General features: G+C 71.6%; 3 protein-coding genes and 2 tRNA genes. 3 read left to right on the top strand and 2 right to left on the bottom strand.

Going from position 1 to position 17,624, the window contains the following annotated elements:
- Positions 1-25 precede the first annotated feature (25 nt).
- From VA596_RS25260 to VA596_RS25250, 3 genes are all read left to right on the top strand, one after another.
- Positions 26-97 (top strand) — tRNA-Arg (locus VA596_RS25260).
- A 12-nt stretch (positions 98-109) separates the two neighbouring features.
- Positions 110-181, top strand: a tRNA-OTHER gene (locus VA596_RS25255).
- Between the two features lie 24 nt (positions 182-205).
- Positions 206-2,476, top strand: coding sequence for a hypothetical protein (locus tag VA596_RS25250; RefSeq protein ID WP_323330627.1), 2,271 nt, complete (start codon positions 206-208; stop codon positions 2,474-2,476).
- 70 nt (positions 2,477-2,546) lie between these two features.
- Here the strand turns inward: VA596_RS25250 and VA596_RS25245 are convergent, their stop codons facing one another.
- Positions 2,547-3,050: a type VII secretion system-associated protein gene (locus VA596_RS25245; RefSeq protein ID WP_323330626.1), complete on the bottom strand. Its 504-nt coding sequence runs from the start codon at positions 3,048-3,050 to the stop codon at positions 2,547-2,549.
- The gene (locus tag VA596_RS25240) at positions 3,040-17,067 is read right to left on the bottom strand and encodes a hypothetical protein (RefSeq protein WP_323330625.1); all 14,028 of its coding nucleotides are present in this window, start codon (positions 17,065-17,067) and stop codon (positions 3,040-3,042) included. Before VA596_RS25240 ends, VA596_RS25245 begins: the two co-directional genes overlap by 11 nt.
- Between the last annotated feature and the right edge of the window lie 557 nt (positions 17,068-17,624).

Below are 17,624 nucleotides of genomic sequence, written 5' to 3'. Positions count from 1 at the left end.
CCTAGGCTTCCCCCTGCGGGAACGGCATGGAGGAGATCGGCGGAAGATCGCCCGGCTCCGGAACGGGATGGCGCGGGTTCGAATCCCGCCTCCATGTCAAGTCCCGCACCTTGGAGTAGTTCAGCAGGCAGAACACCCGGCTGTCTCCGGGAGGGCGCAGGTTCGAACCCTGCCTCCAAGTCTTGGCTTCACAGGGGGACGACACATGGCGATGGGGTACGCCTACGGGCAGCTCGAGCGGGCGATGCGCAGCGCGGCGTCCACAACGGACGGTGCGGCGCGCGCCCGGGCGCAGGCGAAGGCCGGGCGGTGGCGGGAGGTCCTGTCCGGGATGGCCGACGGCACGCTGCGCATCGGCTCGCGGACGCCGGTCGCCGGTACCCCGGCGTGGGTGACCCTCGAGGTCGCGCACGGCGGGTTCGCCACCGGCCGCTACCTCGCCGAAGTTCCGCTGGACCCGGCCGAAGCGGCCCTGCCCGCCGACGGGCCGGGCACCACGGACCGCGAGCGGCTCAACCTCTGGTACCTCACCGACGACGGCCTCGCCACGCTGCGCGCGGCGCTGGCCACCGAGTCCTACCGGATCGAGGTCCCGGAGGACGCCGCACTGCCGGTCGTCGCGTGGCTGCTGGACCACGGCCACCCCGAGGCCGCGCTGGACCTGGTCGCCGAGCTGCGCCCGCTGCTGCACCGCCTGCGCCTGGCGCCCCTGCCCGGCGCGACGCCGCGGCCGGCGGGGTCGCTGGTGCGGCTGAGCACGGTCGGCGAGGTCCAGGCGTCCCTGCGCGCGACCGGCACGAAGCCCGCGATGGCGGCGATGCTCGAGACGTTGCGGGTGTGGCACCCGCTGTTCGACCGCCTGGTCGCGCTGTGGTGCGACACCGTCGACGGTGACCTGCCGCGGTTGACCGAGGGCGGCCCGGTGAGCGGCGGCTGGCCGTGCCGTGAGTGGCCGGCCGACTGGGCCGGCCGGCGTGCGCGGTGGCTGGCCGACTACGCGACCGCGAGCGCGCGACACACCGCGTCCACCGCCCACACGCACCCGAAGAGCAACTTCGCGCGGCTGCACCACGCGCTGCTGGCGTGCGAACACGACAGCACGGCGCTGACCGGCCGCGACGTCGGCTGGATCCGGCGCGCCCTGGCGAACACCGTCACCAAGCACGGTGCGCCGGGGTCGGAGGCGCGCGCGGCGTTGCGTGCGGTGCAGGCCTCGGTCGCAGCGCGGCCGACGTACCCCGAACTGGCGGCCGTGCTGGCCGAGCGGCTGGACCGCTATCCGGCCGAGGGCGGGCTCCCGCAGCTCGAACCGGTCGTCGAAGACGCGCCGCCGCACCTGGTCGCGAAGGTCACCCGGGCGTTGGAGGCGCCGATCGAGGAGCTGGTCGCGCGCGAGGTCATCACCTCGGGCGACGTGCTCGCGACGGTCCTGCCGCAGATCACCGCGCAGCTGCTGGCGGCGAACCTCGAAGACGACCGGCTCGCGGCGCTGTACGCGCAGGCGTACGCGGCGTTCCGGCGTCGCCGCGGGTTGCTGCTGCTCGACCTGGAGCACCAGGTCCGCATCGAGGAGCTGCCGTGGATCGGCGCGCTCGAACCGCTGCGTGAGCACCGCCCGGACACGAACCGCGCGGCGCGCCACACGCTGACGCAGACGGTGCTGCTGGCGCTCGGCTCGTTCCCGCAGGCGATCCTGCCGAACACCCTGGTCCGCGAGCTGGGCGCACTCGCGAAGCAGGCCGGGCTGCCGATGCCGCTGGTCGAGGAGGTCGCGGCCGACATCTTCACGGGCACGTTCACGGCGAAGTGGCACACGGCGGCGGAACTCACGAGCCGCGTCATGGCGGGAACGCTGTACGCGCGCTACTACGACCTGCCGTCGTGGACCGAGCCGGCACGCCGCCCGCGCTGGGCCCGAGGCCGGCGGACCGCGGACGACTTCGCGGCGGTGTGCCGGGCGCGCGCGGTCGCGGAACGGCCGCGCGGCGGGCTCGGCTGGGTGGCGGAGAACGGCACGGTCCTGGAGCAGAGCCAGATCCTCACGACGCAGAACCTCGCGGTCCTGGTGGAGACGCTGGGGCTGCACGCCCGGCTCCGGGAGCTGGCCCCCGAACTGGCCGGTGAGGCGTTCGCCTGGGTGATCCGCCGCCTGTCCCAGCGAACCGACAACCGCCACGCAGCCTTCCAGACGGTGAAGAACGCGGCCTACGCCTGGCGGCAGGCAGTGTTCTTCCTGAGCTTCTGCGACGTGCCAGCCCAGCGCGCGGCGGTGGACCGGCTCGGCGAGCAGGTGGCGCGAGCGGGCCTGGAGGACCGCTTCGGCCCGGCGGTGGCGGGTCTCGCGCAGGTCGTGGCGGATGGACGGTTCACCGGGTCCGGCACCACGGCCGACGGTGCGGGACGGCGGTTCCTCGGCTGGACGACCGGCACGCACTGGTGCCTGCCGACGCGCACCGCCGACGCCCCTCGGCGCTGAACCGCGCGTCCGCGGTCCGTGAAGGCCACATTGAGGGACTCTGAGTCCCTCAATGTGGCCTTCACGGCTTTCAGGTGCTCGCCAGCTCCCGGACCGTCTCCGCGGGCAGGCGGGTGCACCCCGCCGCGCCTGGGTTCAGCAGCAGGTCCGTGCCCGGGTTGGCCGCCAGCAGCGCCGCCAGCTCCCCGGCTCCGACTGCTCGCCAGCCCGCCGTGCGGACCCGGCCGCGGTGGGCCGGGGCCGTTGCCACCAGCAGGCACAGGACCCCGTCCGGGGATGGTGCCGTCAAGGGGGAGCCCGTCGCGTCCAGGGCCACCGCTGTGGTGGCCTGGCGGAACACCGCTGCCACCTGGTCGAACTCCGCGTCGCCCGTGGCCAGCAGCCGCAGGACCGCGTCCAGGGGGTCCGCCGGGCTGTCCGGGCTCGATGGCTCGTACTCCGGGTTCGGCTCGAACGCGCCGATCGAGCCGTCCTCCAGGGCGAGCCAGCCGCCGACCACGTGGGTCCGGTCGGGCGCCGACGGCCCCGGCTGCCGGGCCGGGTCCACCAGCAACACCCACTTCTCAGCCGTCATCACGCACCCCTCCCACCGCGGCCGTCAGCCGGGCCGATCGTTCCGACGCGGCCTTCTCCTGCTCCTGATAGCGTCGCACGCCCTCCGCGATCCGCCACCGGTAGAGCCACGCCAGGTTCGTGACGCGGAACCGCCGCATCAGCCACAGCGCCCGTCGCGTGGGCTCGGGATCGCCTGCCGCGCCACGCACCGCCTCGCGCATGACCGCCGGCGGCAGGTCCACATCGGACAGCTCCCGGAGCACCGCGGCGACCTCGCCGGCCCGCGCCTCGACGTCCGGACCGGCCAGCACCGCGTCCATCGCGACCGCGACCAGACCCGGTCGCAGCGCATCGTGCCTGGTCAGGGCGTCGATGGCGTCGGCAGCCGCGCCGACGTCCTGTCCGTCGGCCACCCGGGCCGCGATCTCCAGGACGTCGTCCCGGCCGGCGACGGTGTCCGTGACGCCGTGCAGCTGCAGCAGAGCGAACTCCTCCGCCAGCCCAACCGCGGCCGCGGCGTCGGCCGGACTCGACGACCCGTCGACCACAAAAGGAGCCGCACCCGGCGGAGTCAACGCAAGGAGTTCGGCTTGGACCTCACCCGCAAGAGCCTCGGGCACGACCGGCACCGGCAACCCGTCGCCAAGACGCTCCACAATGGACTCCGCGAGCGAACGGGCCGTGTCGCCAGAAGGAACGGCCACCAACGGCCGATAGACCAGACCGTCCCGCCAGTCACCCTTGCCCGCGCTCGGGAAGAAGTCCCGAATGGACGGACCGACCGGCCGCCACTTGCCCGTCACCGCATCGAACCGCCGGTCGACGACGTGCGTGACCCCGGTGAACGTCGCGACCTGCGCCAACACCGAGGTCCACAGTAGACCGGGGTTCTCGTGCGACTCCACGGAGTCCGCAACACTGTCCAAACGCACCACCGGCAGCCCCGTACGAAGCCGTCCGACGATCTCGGCGACCGCGGGGTCGATCCGCAGCCGCGTCGAGGCGAACGAGATCTCGACGTGCCCGCTGTCGCCGCCCCGGATCTTCACCGGGACACGCGCCAGGACGTCGTGCGCGAGCGCCGCACCCAGATGCCCGGCCAGCGCCTTCGCGACGGCACCGGCCCCGGACCCCGAAAGGCTGATGGCCGGCAGCGGACCGTCGCCGGTGTCGGCGACGAGCACCGCCTCCGCGAGTTCACGGGCCCCGGCGGCCAGATCCGCGTCCCGGTGCCCAAGATGCCGGTCGACGACCGCACGGACGAGATCCGGGTGCTCGTGCTGCGCCAGCACCGGAGCAGGATCACGCAGAGCCAGCCTCGTCGCGACAGCCTCGCGCACCACCTCGAGCGTCCGGGCACGATCGGCCAGCGGCACCAGCCCCGTGGCGGCCTCCGGCCGCGCGTACTGCCAGTCCTTGGCCAGGGCCTCGGCCAGTTCCGCGACGACCGCGCCGGTGTCGGCGGGCTTCCCGAACGTCGTCCAGTGCCCGCCGCGGACGACGGCCGTGAACGCGTCGTCGGTCGCGCCGAACAGCGGCGCCGACGGCTCGTCGTCGTCCCGGTGGTTGGCGAGCACCGAGTCGGTCGCCGCGTGCACCGGCAGACCGGAAGCCGCGTGGAAGTCGAACGCGACCCCGCCCGACCCCGGACGGCGGCCCGCCGCGCACGGGAACAGCGTCACCGATTCCGGTTGCGTGGCAACAAAAGACGACGTGACCAGACGCGCGAGCGTGGCACCGTCGACGAACACCGCGCGCGAGACACCGTCCACCTGGGCCAAGACCTTCACCCGGGTCTCCTCGCCGTGCCCGGTGACGAGGAACGTCTTGCCCTGCGCCAGTTCCTCCGCCCACGGTGCGCGCACCAGCACGCCGCCCTCCCCCGGCCCGCGGCCGCGCAACGACGGCTGCGCGCCGGACGCGAAGTCGCGCATCTCGTCCGGCGCGGCCTCGACGATGAGGTTCTCGCCCGTGGTCTGCGACAGCCAGGCCTGCACCTTCGCCGCCTCGTCCGGCTCGAGGAAGCTCACGCCGCGCACCTCACCGGACGCGTCCCGCAGCGGGGTCGCCGTGAGCGCGTCGAATTCGACGATCGTGCCCGGTTGGTCGGCCGGCTCCCCGGCGAACCGCTCTCCGAAGGTCGCGAAGTGCCCGCCGTCGGTCACCGTGGTGAAGCCGCGCGTGGCACCGGTCGCCCGCCCCAAGGCCGCCGACGGACGGCCGAACAGCGCGGGCTCGGTCGGCGCGTGCACTCGCAGCGGCCCGCCCAGCTCGGACAACGCGCGCTGGAAGTCGTGGGCGACACCCCCCGGCCCGTCGAGCTTGCCGGTGCTGCACGCGATGAGCGTGATCGACGGCCGCGCCGACCCGGCCGCCTGCGCGAACGGCTTCGACGCCGCGAGGATCTTCGCGAACGACGCGCCGTCGACCCGCACCGTGCGCCCGCCCAGCAGCGTGAGCTTCACCGACTGCGGCCGGCCGTGGGCCATGACGAACAGCGTCCCCGGGTCCCACGGCGCCGGGCTATTCGAAGCCCACTCGCCGAACGCGCGGCCGTCCAAGTCCGGTTTCGCGCCGTCCCGCAGCAGCGCCGTGGTCCGTTCCGGCGTCGCGCCTTCGGGCAGGGACCCGACGGTATCGGAGTGGTCGTCCGCCCAGTCGCGCTCGATGTCGGCGGTGTGCTCGGCGGCGGGCAGGAACGACACCGCGACGACCCGGCCGGACCGGTCGGTGACCGGGCGGGCCTCGATCTGGGAGACGTCGAAGTCGTACGGCAGGCCGGTCCCGGTGTCGACGCCGGTGACCGTGTCCTGCGCCAGCACGGCGTCCACAGTGGACGGATCGAACGCGTCGACCCGACGGTCCAGCTCCGCCTTGGCGTCCCACCACGCTTGCCGGGCATCATCGGCCTGGCGGCGAGCGACAGCGACCTCGTCAAGAGCGGCTTTACGACGGGAGATCTGATCGGCGCGGTTGTTGCGGTGGTCGTCGAGCACCGCGGCGAGACGCTCGGCGCGGTCCTGCGCGGCGCCACGTGCCCGGGTCAGCTCCGGCTGCGCCGCGCGGATCGCGGCGGCCTGCTCCAGCGCCGAACCCCGCGTCGCGAGGAACCCCTGCTGCTCGGCCGAGCCGGGTTCGGCGGCCGCGGCCAGGGTGAGGGCCTGGTCGGCGACGTCGTTCAGGCGCGAGATCTCGGCGTTGCCCGCACGCAGCCGCGCCCCGGCGTCGCGGGCGTCGGCCTCCGCCGAGGCCAGCGCGTCCCGCAGCGCCTGCACGGCGTCGCCCGACGTGTCGACGCCGAGCGCCGGACCGCCTTCGGTCAGCTGATGCGAGCCTTCGCGCTGGTCCAGCCACCGATCGTCGGCATCACGTTGCGCCTGGTCGACGGCCTCCTCGGCGGTGCGCCACGCCTCGGCGGCGTCCTTCACCGCGTCCTGGGCCTGGGTCAGCGTGTCCGGCAGCTTCGTCTTCAGGAACGCCTCGACGTCGGCGTCGGTCATCCGCACCAGCGCCGACGACGGCACCTTCACCTCGACCGCCGCGGTCCGCCCGCCGCCGAGGTCGGCGACCACGCGGTACTCGACGTCGAAGCCGACCAGCCCGGTGCGGCCCTTCGGCTTGCCGGTCACCGACCGGTCGCCGGCCGACGTCGACGACGTCGGGTCGGTGCTCGGGTCGGGCGAGCGGGTGTCGAGGCCGCCCCACGAGTGCGCGTTCTGCCCGGGGTCGGTCACCCCGCCACCGCCGAGGTTGTGCTGCTGCTCGGAACTCGACGTGGCCTTGGCCTCGCCGGTGAAGGTCGCCGTCTCGGTCGCCGAGTGCTCCAGTTTGACGCTGTCGCTCAGCCCGGCGAGCTTCGGGTTGACGACCCGCGCGTACACCTTGACCGTGCCGTGGCCGTTGCGCAGCACCGCGGCTTCGTGCAGGTCAGGGACGTTCAGTGGCCCCTTGACCAGGTCTGGCAGGCTCGCCTGGAGCAGCTCGTTGGTGACCGCCGACGCCAGCGTCGTGTTGCTGATCAGGCCGTCGCGCGCCCCGGCGGTCCGCAGCGCCTGCCGGGCCGCCGCGCGCACCTCGGCCGCGCCGCGCAGGCCCTCGGTGGTCGCCGACGGCGGGAGCGCGCCGTGCCCGCCGTCCTGCCAGGTCTTCAGGTCGGCGTCGGTGAATGCCTTGACGTTCGTCGCCGCCGCGTTGTGGTCCTTCAGCGCGGACCCCGTGGTGATCTTCTGATCGTCGGCGGCGGTGCGCACGACCAGGTCGGCCTCCTGCGACGTGACCGGGAACGTCTTGTCCCCGCGGGTGACGACCAGTTCGAACTCCACCTTCGCGCGGTACCGCGCCGAGGGGCCGCTCGAGGACGCCGTCTTCGAGGTGGTCTTGGTGCCGGCGGCCGTGGTCTGGTCGGTCTTCGTGCGGGTCCCGGACACTCCCTTGTAGACACCGTCGTAACCACTGACCTTGGCGTGGCTGTCGCTGAAGAGACCACGCCCGGCGCCGCGGACCTGGCCGCCGTAGGACGAACCGTGGCCCGCGGTCTCCTTGGCCGTCGCGGTCGAGCTGGTGGCGTGGTCGATCTCGGAGCCGTCGTGCGCGACGTCCAGGAACTCGGTCTCGGTGATCTTCGCCTTGAGCTGCACCTGATACGTGTCGGTGGTGACGACACCCGGGTCGTGCAGGACCAAGGGCACGCCGCCGTCGAGCGCACCATCCACAAGGGACGTGACGCTCTCCGGTGACGCCGTGTCCAGCATCCGCTGCAGATTGTTCATCGAATCGTCCAAAACGGACTTCGGCAGCAGCCGGTCGCCGGTCTTGCCGAGCGTCGCGCGCGCGTTCCGGATGAGTCCGCTGAGGTCCGGAGCGTCCTCGACGACAGCCGCCCCCAGCGCGCTCGACGTGCCACCGACCAGCGCGGGCGCGGTGAGCGTGCCGGGCGCCGGAGTGCGCGGCTCGAGCGGCGGGAGCAGGCCCTGTTCGCGGGCCTGGTCCTCGGACATCCGGACGAACACCGCCCCCGGCAGCTTCACGTCGGCGCCGGCACGCGACTTGCCGCCGTTGACGACGCTCTCCTGGCGCGTCTCGGCGACGAGCCGCACGTCGGCGTCGTACTGCACCAGCACCGTCCGGCTGTCCGACGGCGCGCGGCGGACGTGGTCGACACTCGCGCTCAGCTCCGACGACGTGCCCTTCGTACGGCTCCACGGGCTCCACTTCGCCGAGGTGTACAGCTGGCCCTGGCCGTGCGGGTCACCCCCGTCGGGACGCACGGTCATGCCGAACTGGACGTTGCCCTCGACCGCCTGCTTGCGCGACTTCTCGTACCCCGCCTTGGTGCCGCCCGCGAACGTCGTGTCACTGCCGCCCGCCTCGGACGTCATGACGAGCTTCGGGTTGCTCAGCCCGACGTTCATGCCGAGACCGCCGACGCGGTCCGCGACACGGCGTTCGTAGCGGAACCCACCCGAGCGCGCGCCTTGCCGCAGGAAGCGCGGCAGCCCGGAGCGGAACGTCTGGGGCGAGAACATCCGGTCGATCCGCTTCCGCGCCTCGCCGCCGGGCAGGCCGAGCACGCCGTCCCCGCCCGCGGCGCGTTCGAGCTGCCGCAGCGCCTCGTCGCGCAGGGCTTCGGTGTTCGCGACGGCTTCGACGTGCAGGAACTTCGGCGCGGGCGGCCGGTCGGCCCCGAGCAGCGCGTCCAGTTTGGGCGCGGTGTCCAGGTCGACGGCGGAAGGCTTGCCGGGGGCGAACCGCGCCGGGTCGGTCTTCGGCGCCGAGCCGTCGCTGACCCAGAGGTCGACCTGACCGGAGATCGTGGGCAGGCCGTCGCCGGTCTTGGCCACTGTGGACACTCGCGGCGTCTGGCGGAACGGTGAGCCCGGCGTCAGCTTCTTCACCCACGAGCGGTGGCGGGTGTGGCTGGTGATCTCGACCTCGAACTCGACGTCGTGCTCGAACACCTGCGCGTCGGGGCTGCCGCCGATGCCGGTGGTCGTGGTGGTGGTCGGGCCGCCGGAGTTCTTCCAGGTCGTGGTGTCGGAGTACTGCACCGGCGTGACGGTCGGGCTGATGCCGAGCGACGTCAGCGACGTCGTCTTCGGGATCATCATCCGGCCCTCGAGGCCGACGCTCCAGCCCTTCTCCGTGGTCGTGCTGCTGGTCAGCGTGGGTGACGTCACGGTGCTGCCCTTGACCGAGCGGCCGGTGGCCTGGCCGAGGTGGCGGCCCGGGGACAGCTTCGCCTTGACCGTGACGCTCAGGTACTCGTCGGTGAACAGGCCGCGCCGCTTGAGCTGCGTCGAAACGCCCGGCCCGAGCAGATCGTCCATCTTGGACCGCAGGGCGGCCGGTGAGAAGGTGGCGGTGATCTTCCGGAGGTTGCTCAGCCGTTCGGCGGTGTCGGCGCCGGAGCCCTTCGAGACGTCACGCTGGAACTTGTCGAAGCGGGGCAGGAACTTCGCGAATCCGGGGCGTTCGCGCAGCGTGTTCTCGATCTGGGCCTGGACCTTCGCCGCGGGGGTGAAGGTGCCCGCGCGGACGTGCCCGGCCGCCGCGGCCGCGGCGAGGTACGGCGGCTCGAACCGCTTCTCCCCCGGCGTGACCTTGTCGCGGGTCCCGTCCGGCACCGGGAGACCCTGCGCCTTCGCCTCCGGCAGTCCCATGCGGACATACGCGGTGGCCGGCACGGTGACGGTCTCCCCGCTCGACGTCGTCACCGCGAGATCGACGGTCACCTTGTACAACCCGATGTCACCCTTGGCGTTCAGGTTGGTCTTGGTGGTGACGCTCGTGCCGCTCTGCGACGTCTGCGTGACCTTGGCCGACGCGCTCGCGCTGACGCCCGCGACCCCGCCGACGGCCCCGGGGACGTAGGCGCCACCGCCGAAGAGCCCGTTGATGTCGCCGCCGGACTTGGACGCGGCCGACGTGCTCCCACCGGCGACGGAGGAGTCCGTGAGCTTCACCTCGGAGTCGCCGGGCACGGTGCCGAGCAGCTCGACGTTGGTCGGCTTCGCCCGCAGCTCGACGGCCTCGCGGTAGCTGCCGTGCGGGCTGAACAGGTCGTTCGACACCACGGGCGTGCCGGAAAGCGCGGTGCCGATGACCTGCCGCAGCCCACCGCCGCTGACGAACTCGCGCAGCGCCGTGCGGCCCGGCGCGCCGAACTTCGTCACCGACGGGTGCAGCTTGCCGCTGACCTGGTCGAAGAACACTTGCTCGTCAAGAAGCACGGCCTCCGGCGCAAGGAACTCGACCCGCTCGGCCCAGTCGTCCCGCGGGGTCGCATCCTGGGTCTCGTGCGGTTCCAGCCCGGCGAGGTCGGTCGGCACGAGGAGCCGGACGCTGCCGTCCACTTCGGACCCGGTCTGCCCGCCGGTCTGGGTGGTGACGGTGATCCGGTACTTCACCGGGACGTCGGCGTTGCGCAGGTCACCGGCCGAACGGATCACGCGCTGCTCGGTGCCGGTGTTCGTCGAGGTGTGCTCGATCGCGGGCGACGCGAGCTGCGCCGACACGCCGACCGAGGCGTAGGGCCCGGCCGGGAACAGCCAGAACGCGGACGTCGCAATGCTGCCGGTCGTGGTGTCGGCGTTCGGGTCGCCGTGCGTGGTCTCGTTCTTGTTCGTGACGTCGCCGCTGGCCGGTGCGGCGTCGGTGATCTGGTCCGCGGCGACCGAGGCCAGGTTCGGTTCGGCCTGGACGCGGACCTCGAACCACTTCTCCCCCACCCGTACCATCGACGCCTTGCCCGAGCCGAGGAACGACTCGAAACCGCCGCCCTTCAGGGATGCGGTGATGGCGTCGACGCCCTCGGGACGACCGTCGGCCAGCGGGCGCAGCAGCTGCTCGATCCGCGTGCCGACCTCCTCGGCCCCCCGGACGTCGACCGGGGCCAGAGCGCCGAGCGCACGGCCGTCGCGGGCGTACTCCGGCAACCGGGCCCGCAGCGGCCGCGTGTCGGGAGCGTCGTCGACCAGGACGTCGTCGCGGTGGCCCGGGTTCCAGCCGGCGATGAGCCGGTCGAAGAACTCGGCGCGGTGCGGTGCGTGCTGACGCAGGTGGTCCGGGTCCATGAAGTAGTACTTGGCGGTCTCGGCCATGTCCTCGTGGACGTTGGTCGCGCCGTACTTGCTGATCGGGCGTTCACCGTCGAACGCCGGGTAGCCGTCGGCGTCCCAGTGTCCGGTGTGGACGTTGAACGCGGCCTGGTTGTCCTTCAGCGCCTTGAAGATCCGCTCGGCGGCCTTACCGGACAGTTCGTTCTCGAGCCGGGTGAAGACGTCCGGGTTGTCCTGGGCCAGCTGCGTCACGAACTCGGAACGGCGCGGCGAGCGCGTCGCGAATCCGTCCGGGTCCAGCAGGTGGGACTTGAGGGCGGCCTTGAAGTCGGCGACGTCGTCGCGGATCTTCGGGTCGGCCGGCGGTTCGCCGCCGGGCTTGCGGTGCGGCGAGCCGTCGGGGTTCCAGCTGCCGACGTGCTTTCCGTAGTCGTCAAGGGCGTAGGAGAGCAGGCCGTGGGCGAGTTCGTGGGTGACGGTGCCCTCGATGCCGCGGTGGCCGCCGCCGAACTCCTTGTTGATCACGCCCATCGCGTAGAGGTTCACGGTCTCGTGCGAGGCGAGGTACTCCGCGCGGGCGGTCGGCGCGATCTGGCCGCGTTCGACGCCGAACGACACCGCGGCGAAGTGCTTGACCTCCTGCTCGGCGTGCGCGCGGCTGGAGTTCGCGCGGCGCTCGCCGAGGATCGGGGCGTAGTGCTTCAGGGCGTCGTCGATTGCACGGGTCTCGTCGGCGGTGAACTCGCGGGGCTTGACCCGGGCCAGGACGGTCGGCTTGGCCTGCGGGTTCGTCTCGTGGACGGCGCGGACGCCGTGGGCCGAGTCCTGGTCGACGCCCGGATCGGGGTCGTTGTCCCCGACCAGCACGGTCCCGTCGTGCACGGCGTCGTCGAAGAGCTTCGCGAGTTCCTGGTACTTCTGCTCGTACGGCGTCTTCCCGCCGTCGCGGGGCTCGTTCGAGTAGGCGAACCGGTGCTCACCCGGCACCTTCACGTGGTCGCCGTTTTCGACGGCCAGACCGGTCAGCTTGTCGTAACCGTCCTGGACCTCGCCGGTGGTGTCGTTGACGAACTTCGCCTGCGGGCTGTAGGACGAGAAATCCGCTTGGTAGTACTGGTGGAACTCACGGAACAGGTCCCGCACGTCGGATGCGCTCGGCGTGCGGCCGTCCGGCGTCTTCGCCTTGTGGGCAAGGTCCTTCACAAACGCGTGAACGTCCTTTGCGGACACGCCCATGTCGCGGAAGTAGAAGCCGAACGGGTCCGAGTCGACGAACTGGCGGGCGATCTCGAAGTCGCGCTTGTTCGCCCAGAGTCCTTCGTGGCGGTTCATCTGCCGGACCGCGCCACGGTGCTCCGGCTCGCGGTCGTGGCTGACCTGCGCGTCGCCGTACTGGCCCTTGGAGTTGACCTTGTCGGCGTCGTGGAACAGGATCGCCTTCGCGATCGCGTCCCGCGAGACGAACCGGCCGGCGTCCTGGTGGCCCTGGGTGAGCTTGAGGTACTGGTTGAGCACCATCTGGGCGTGCTCGCCGAAGGTGTTCGGCTTGCTCTGACCCGGTGCGCGGTCCGGGCGTCCGTCGGCCTGCGGCTTGACGGTTTCGGCGAACTTGCGTGCCGTCTGCTCGTCCACACTGGACACCAGGCGGTCGAGGATCTTCTTGGCGGACTCCGGGTTCGGTGCGGCCAGCTCGTCGTGGATGGCCGAGGTGAGCTCGCGGCCCGCGGCCTGGTGCCGGGTGAACACCGCCGGGTCGTTCTTCTGGGTGTAGCCGAGGGTGTGCTCGGCCTGCCAGCGGCCGAACTCGTTCGCGAACGGCGTGCCCTCGATGCCGTCGTCGGTCAGGTCCGTTTCGCGGGTGTCGAAGTCGGCCTTGATCCGGCGTTCGTCGGTGGCGATGGCCGAGCCGATCTCCGCCTGGGTCGCGAAGTCGGGCAGCCGGTCCATGAACGCGTCGGCGTCTTCGTGGGTGACGGGGTCGAACCGGGCGTTCCGCAGCAGGTCCGGGTTGCGGACCTCCGGGCCGACCGCGTTCACGAGGGTCTTCCGGAAGCCGGTGTCGGCGAGCTTGCCCGCGTTCTTGCGGCCGAGCTCCTTGGTCAGGGCGTCGGCGACATCCTTCTGCTTGGCCTGGAAGTGGGCGCGCAGGGCGTCGGCGTCGAGGCCGACCAGGGACGTCTTGGTGACCGGGTGCATCGCCTTCGGGACGACCTGGGCCTTGAGCTGCGCGGCGAAGACGTCCGGGGCGATGGTGACACTCGGCCTGGTGAGCAGGTTCTTCAGGTTCTTGGCGAGGTCGTCGGCGATCCCCTTGGTGAAGGCCTCGGCGCGCCGGCCGCTCAGGTAGCCGCGTTTGCCCTGCGGAACCTGGTCGAGCTGAGTGCCTCGGTCGCCCTTGAGCGCGTCGAAGTGCTCGCGGACCGTCTGGTGGACGATCTTCGCGACGTCCGGCCCGAACGTCCCGGTGTCACCGAGTTCGCTGGTCAGGCGGTCGGTGACGGCCTTGGTGACGACGTCCGCGGCCTTTGCCGAGACCTTCGGGTCGGCGGTCATCGCGGCACGGATGTTGTCGAGGGTGTCGCGCCGGGCGTTCGGCGTGGCCTCGGCCAGGACCTGGTTCGGGAGCTTGAGGCTGTCCTTGACCTCGCCGAGGATCGTGTCCTTCAGTTCCTGCGGGCCCACCGGGACACCGTCCGGGGCGTGCTGCCGGACGGCGGTGTCGATCGCGGCGCCGATCCCGTCGGAGAGCTGCCCGACGGTCGCGCGGCCGGGGCCATGGGTGTTGAGGAAGACGTTCATGCCCTCGGTGCGGCGCGCCTTGCTGTCCGCGGCTTCCTTGGTGACGACGTCGGGAATGCTGTCGCCCGCCGGGCCGAAGAACAGGTCCGGCGAGTTCTTCCAGGTGTGGTAGTGGTTTCCGAGCGTCTTGGCCAGGCCGCGCAGCGCGGCGGGGTCGTTGCGGAAGTACTTGCGGCCGTCCGGCGTCCAGCTGAACCACGGGTCGTTTTCGCGCCCGAGCGCGGCGGAGTCGAAGTCCGGGCTGATGCCGAGCCGGTGGTAGAGGTCGGCGAGATCCTCCTGCCGGCCCGCAACGTCCGGCATCTGGTGGTCGTGCCCGCCCGGGGTGTACGTGACGAGCGAGCCCTTGAGCGCTTGCCGCTGGAGCGCGTCGAAATCCTTGCCCCGCAAGCCGAACTGGTTCGTGTCGCCGTTTTGATCGACGTTCATCGAAAGGCTGTTGCCCTGCGACTGCGCCTCGACGGTGGCTTGCTCGCTGACCTTCGTGAAGGTGTCGAGCGGCACGAGGAACGACCGCAGGACGGGCTGCATGCCGGGCTTGCGGTTGATGTCGTGCTCGTACTTCGCGGTCCACTGCAGGGCCCGCAGCGGACGTCCGCCGCCGACCCAGAAGATCTTCGAGCCCTCCTTGCCGTCACCGCTGAACGGGTGGACGGTGCCGTCGGCGTCCTGGTGGACGTCCTTGAACTCCGAGCCCCGCGCGGCCGGCGTCAGGATCGCGGTGTAGAGGCGGACGTGGTGCTGCCCCTTGACCGTCTCGATCTCGAACTCGCCGCGGTGGACAACCTTGCGCCCCTCTTCGGTGCGCAGGACCGTGGAGCCGGGGTAACTCACTTGTGGACGTCCGATGTGGACGTTCTCTTTTGTACCCAGGTAGGTCGGTTTACCGTCGACTTCGGTCTGGACGATGTGGACCGGACGGCCGGTCTCCGGGCCGTGGCTGGTCCAGTTTCCCCGGGTGTCCAGGACGTGCACGTGGACGTTGGCGGCCTCGGCGAGCGCGTCGAGGTTCGTCTCGTGCTGGTTCGCGTCGAGCGCGCCGGTGATGCGGGCGTGCTCCCGGGGCGCGTTGTCGTCGAGGCTGGCGGCGACGGCCTCACGGAAGTTGTCGTGCGGCGTGTCCCCGCCGACGAGCACCGGATCCAGGCCGTGCACACCGAGGAGGGTGTGCTGCGGCGGCGGCAGGACGCTGCGGTCGAGGACCTGGCCGGGGTGCGGGTCTTCGACGGTCACCGTGTTGACCGTGATGGGCGCCTTGGCCGGGCTTTGGTGGCTCGACGGCGGTTGTGTGTGTCCCGACGGGGGTTCGGGACGCGGCGTGGGCGCGACGCCGGGGTCGCCGAGGTGGTGGTCCCGGATCGGCGCGGTGTCCGAGATCTCCTGGATCTGGGCGAGGTTCTGGTCGGTGAGCGTCGAGTCGGTCCAGGCGTCCGGGCCCATCACGCCGGGCTGGTCGACGCGGTGGAAGAGCAGGTGGTCGTCGTGGTAGCCCTCGCCGAGGCCGAGGTAGTGCATGACCTCGTGGGTGAGGCCGGTCTTGGCGTCGTGGACGTCCCAGTGGGTCTGGTCGGTCGGCCGGATCCCGTCCACTGTGGAGTCGTGGACGTCGACCGGGACACCGCGGCTGTGGTCGGTCTGCCAGTCTTCGTCGACCGTCCCCTGTGGAGTCCTGACGTCGACCGTGACGTGCAGCTTGTCGCCGCCGGGCAGGTGGTTGTCCTGGTTGACCGTGGCGTCGAGGTGCTTCTGCAGGTCTTGCGCGAGCTGGGCACGGGCCTCGGGTGTCACCGAGCCGGAGTTCGACGTCAGGTCGAGCGGGACGGTGAAGTCCCTGACCCAGTCGCCACTCTCGGTCTGGTACCGGCGGACGTCGTAGCGGATCTGGGTGATGGCGCCGTCGAGTTCGCCGTCCTTGAGGCCGTCACCCTCGAACTGCTGCGCGATGGACTTGGCGGGGTCGAAGCGTTCGGAGACCAGCCGCGCGGGTGGCGCGGTGTCGCGGCGACTGGTGTCCGTGGTCTTTGTAGTTTCCGGTGTGGACTGTCCGTTGTGGACCTTCGGTGGTGCTTGCGCCGAGTTCTGGTGCCGGTGGTCGATCAGCGCGTCCCGGGTCTTGACGGCGAGGTTGGCGAGCGCGCGGGCGTCCGGGTCGGCCTTGGCCGCGGCAGTGAAGGCGGCGCGTTCGTCCTTGGGGAGCGTCTTGAGCAGGTCGGGGCCGGACAGTTTGGGCGGGTTGGGGCCGTTCGGGGTGATGCCGTGGAAGGCCATCTTCGCGGCGGTGCGCGCGAGGTTCGGGTCGACGGCGGTGTGCGTCGCGAGGTGGTGGGTGACCTGGTCGGTCCAGGTGGTCGGGTGGGCGTGGCTCTGGGTGAGCGTCGCGGGATCCGGCCCGGCCTTCGCGGCGATGCGGCTGCCGTCGGTGCGGATCGCGAGGCCGGTGTCGAACTTGACAATGGCGGCAGGGTGCTCGCCGTACTTCCAGCCGGCGTTGCGCTGCGCGATGACGGAGTCGAGGAGGCCCTGGCCTTCCTTGGCGCCGTAGTCGAAGCGGCCGGTGTGGGGGTTCTTGGTGCCGAAGGTGGCGTCGTTCTCGAGCTTGGGTCCGGTGAGCCGGACGAAGGTGTTGGGCTCGGGGAAGTAGACGCTGCGGGGGTCGACGCCGGCCATGGCGTCGCGGACGTCGAGGTCGAGCTGGGCGGCGGCGTTGGCGTGCGGCCCGTCCTGGTCGCGAACGCGGTAACCACCGCTGAGGATCTCGGGCGGCCCGTCGGGGTTGTCCTTGACGGAGGCATCGACGGCGTCGAAGAGCGGGCCGCGGTCGGTGGTGAAGCTGTCGACGTCGGCGTCACCGATGTGGAGGTAGACGTCCCCGGTGATCCGGCTGGTGAGTTCGGTGGTGACGGGATGCCGGACGATGCTTTCGCGGATGGCGCCGTACGGAATGGTCTTCTGGTCGTTGACGTCGGAGGCCGGATGCCGCCAGGTGAACCCGACGACGGCGACGGGATACCGCCCGTCCCAGCTGTTCTGGAAGTTCCGCACGGCTTGGTCGACCTGCGCGGCATCGCGGCCGTTGACCCCGATGACCAACCCGAAGCGTCCACGGTGGCTGTCACCGTCGAAACCCTGCCCGTACTTGGCGGCAAGGGCGGTGAGGTCGACATCCGGAGTGGCGGCCACGGTGGCGACAACGCCGATCGAGTCCTGGTTGTTGTCGTTCCGGTGGCCGACGTCGCCGAGAATGCCGGTCTCGCGGACGGAGGTGAAGGCGAAGTCCTGGCGGGCTTGGTGGAAGTCGGCCTTCCCACCGTCGGCTTTGGGTGCGGTGGTGGTCTTCGCTTTCGGAGCGGCGGCGGGCGTGTGATGGGAGGGCTTCTTCGGCCCCGGGGTTTCGGTCCGGACCGGCTTGGGTTTCGCGTGGCTGGTGTCGCTCTTTGGTTTCGCATCGGCCGACCCCTGCCCCTTCGGGGGTACAGAGTTCTTCTTCGAACTCGAGTCGTCCTGCCTCCCGGGGCCCGGCTTGGCGCCGGTGTCCGCCTTCCCCGGTGCGGCAAAGCCGGGCGCCGAGTCGGTCTTGATCGGCCTGGATGGCGCGACGGGTCCAGCCTTCTGACCGGAAGGCCCGGTTTCGGCACCGGACTCGCTGCCCCCGGTCCCGGGCCGCGGACCTGCGTTGATCGACCCGGTGCCCGCGTTCGACTCAGGACCCGTCTTGGCGGTACCGAGCGCTGTGGCCG

The sequence above is a fragment of the Amycolatopsis heterodermiae genome, assembly GCF_034929455.1.
In the GTDB taxonomy this organism is placed as follows: Bacteria; Actinomycetota; Actinomycetes; order Mycobacteriales; family Pseudonocardiaceae; genus Amycolatopsis; species Amycolatopsis heterodermiae.
This window is presented reverse-complemented; position numbering and strand designations above follow the sequence as displayed.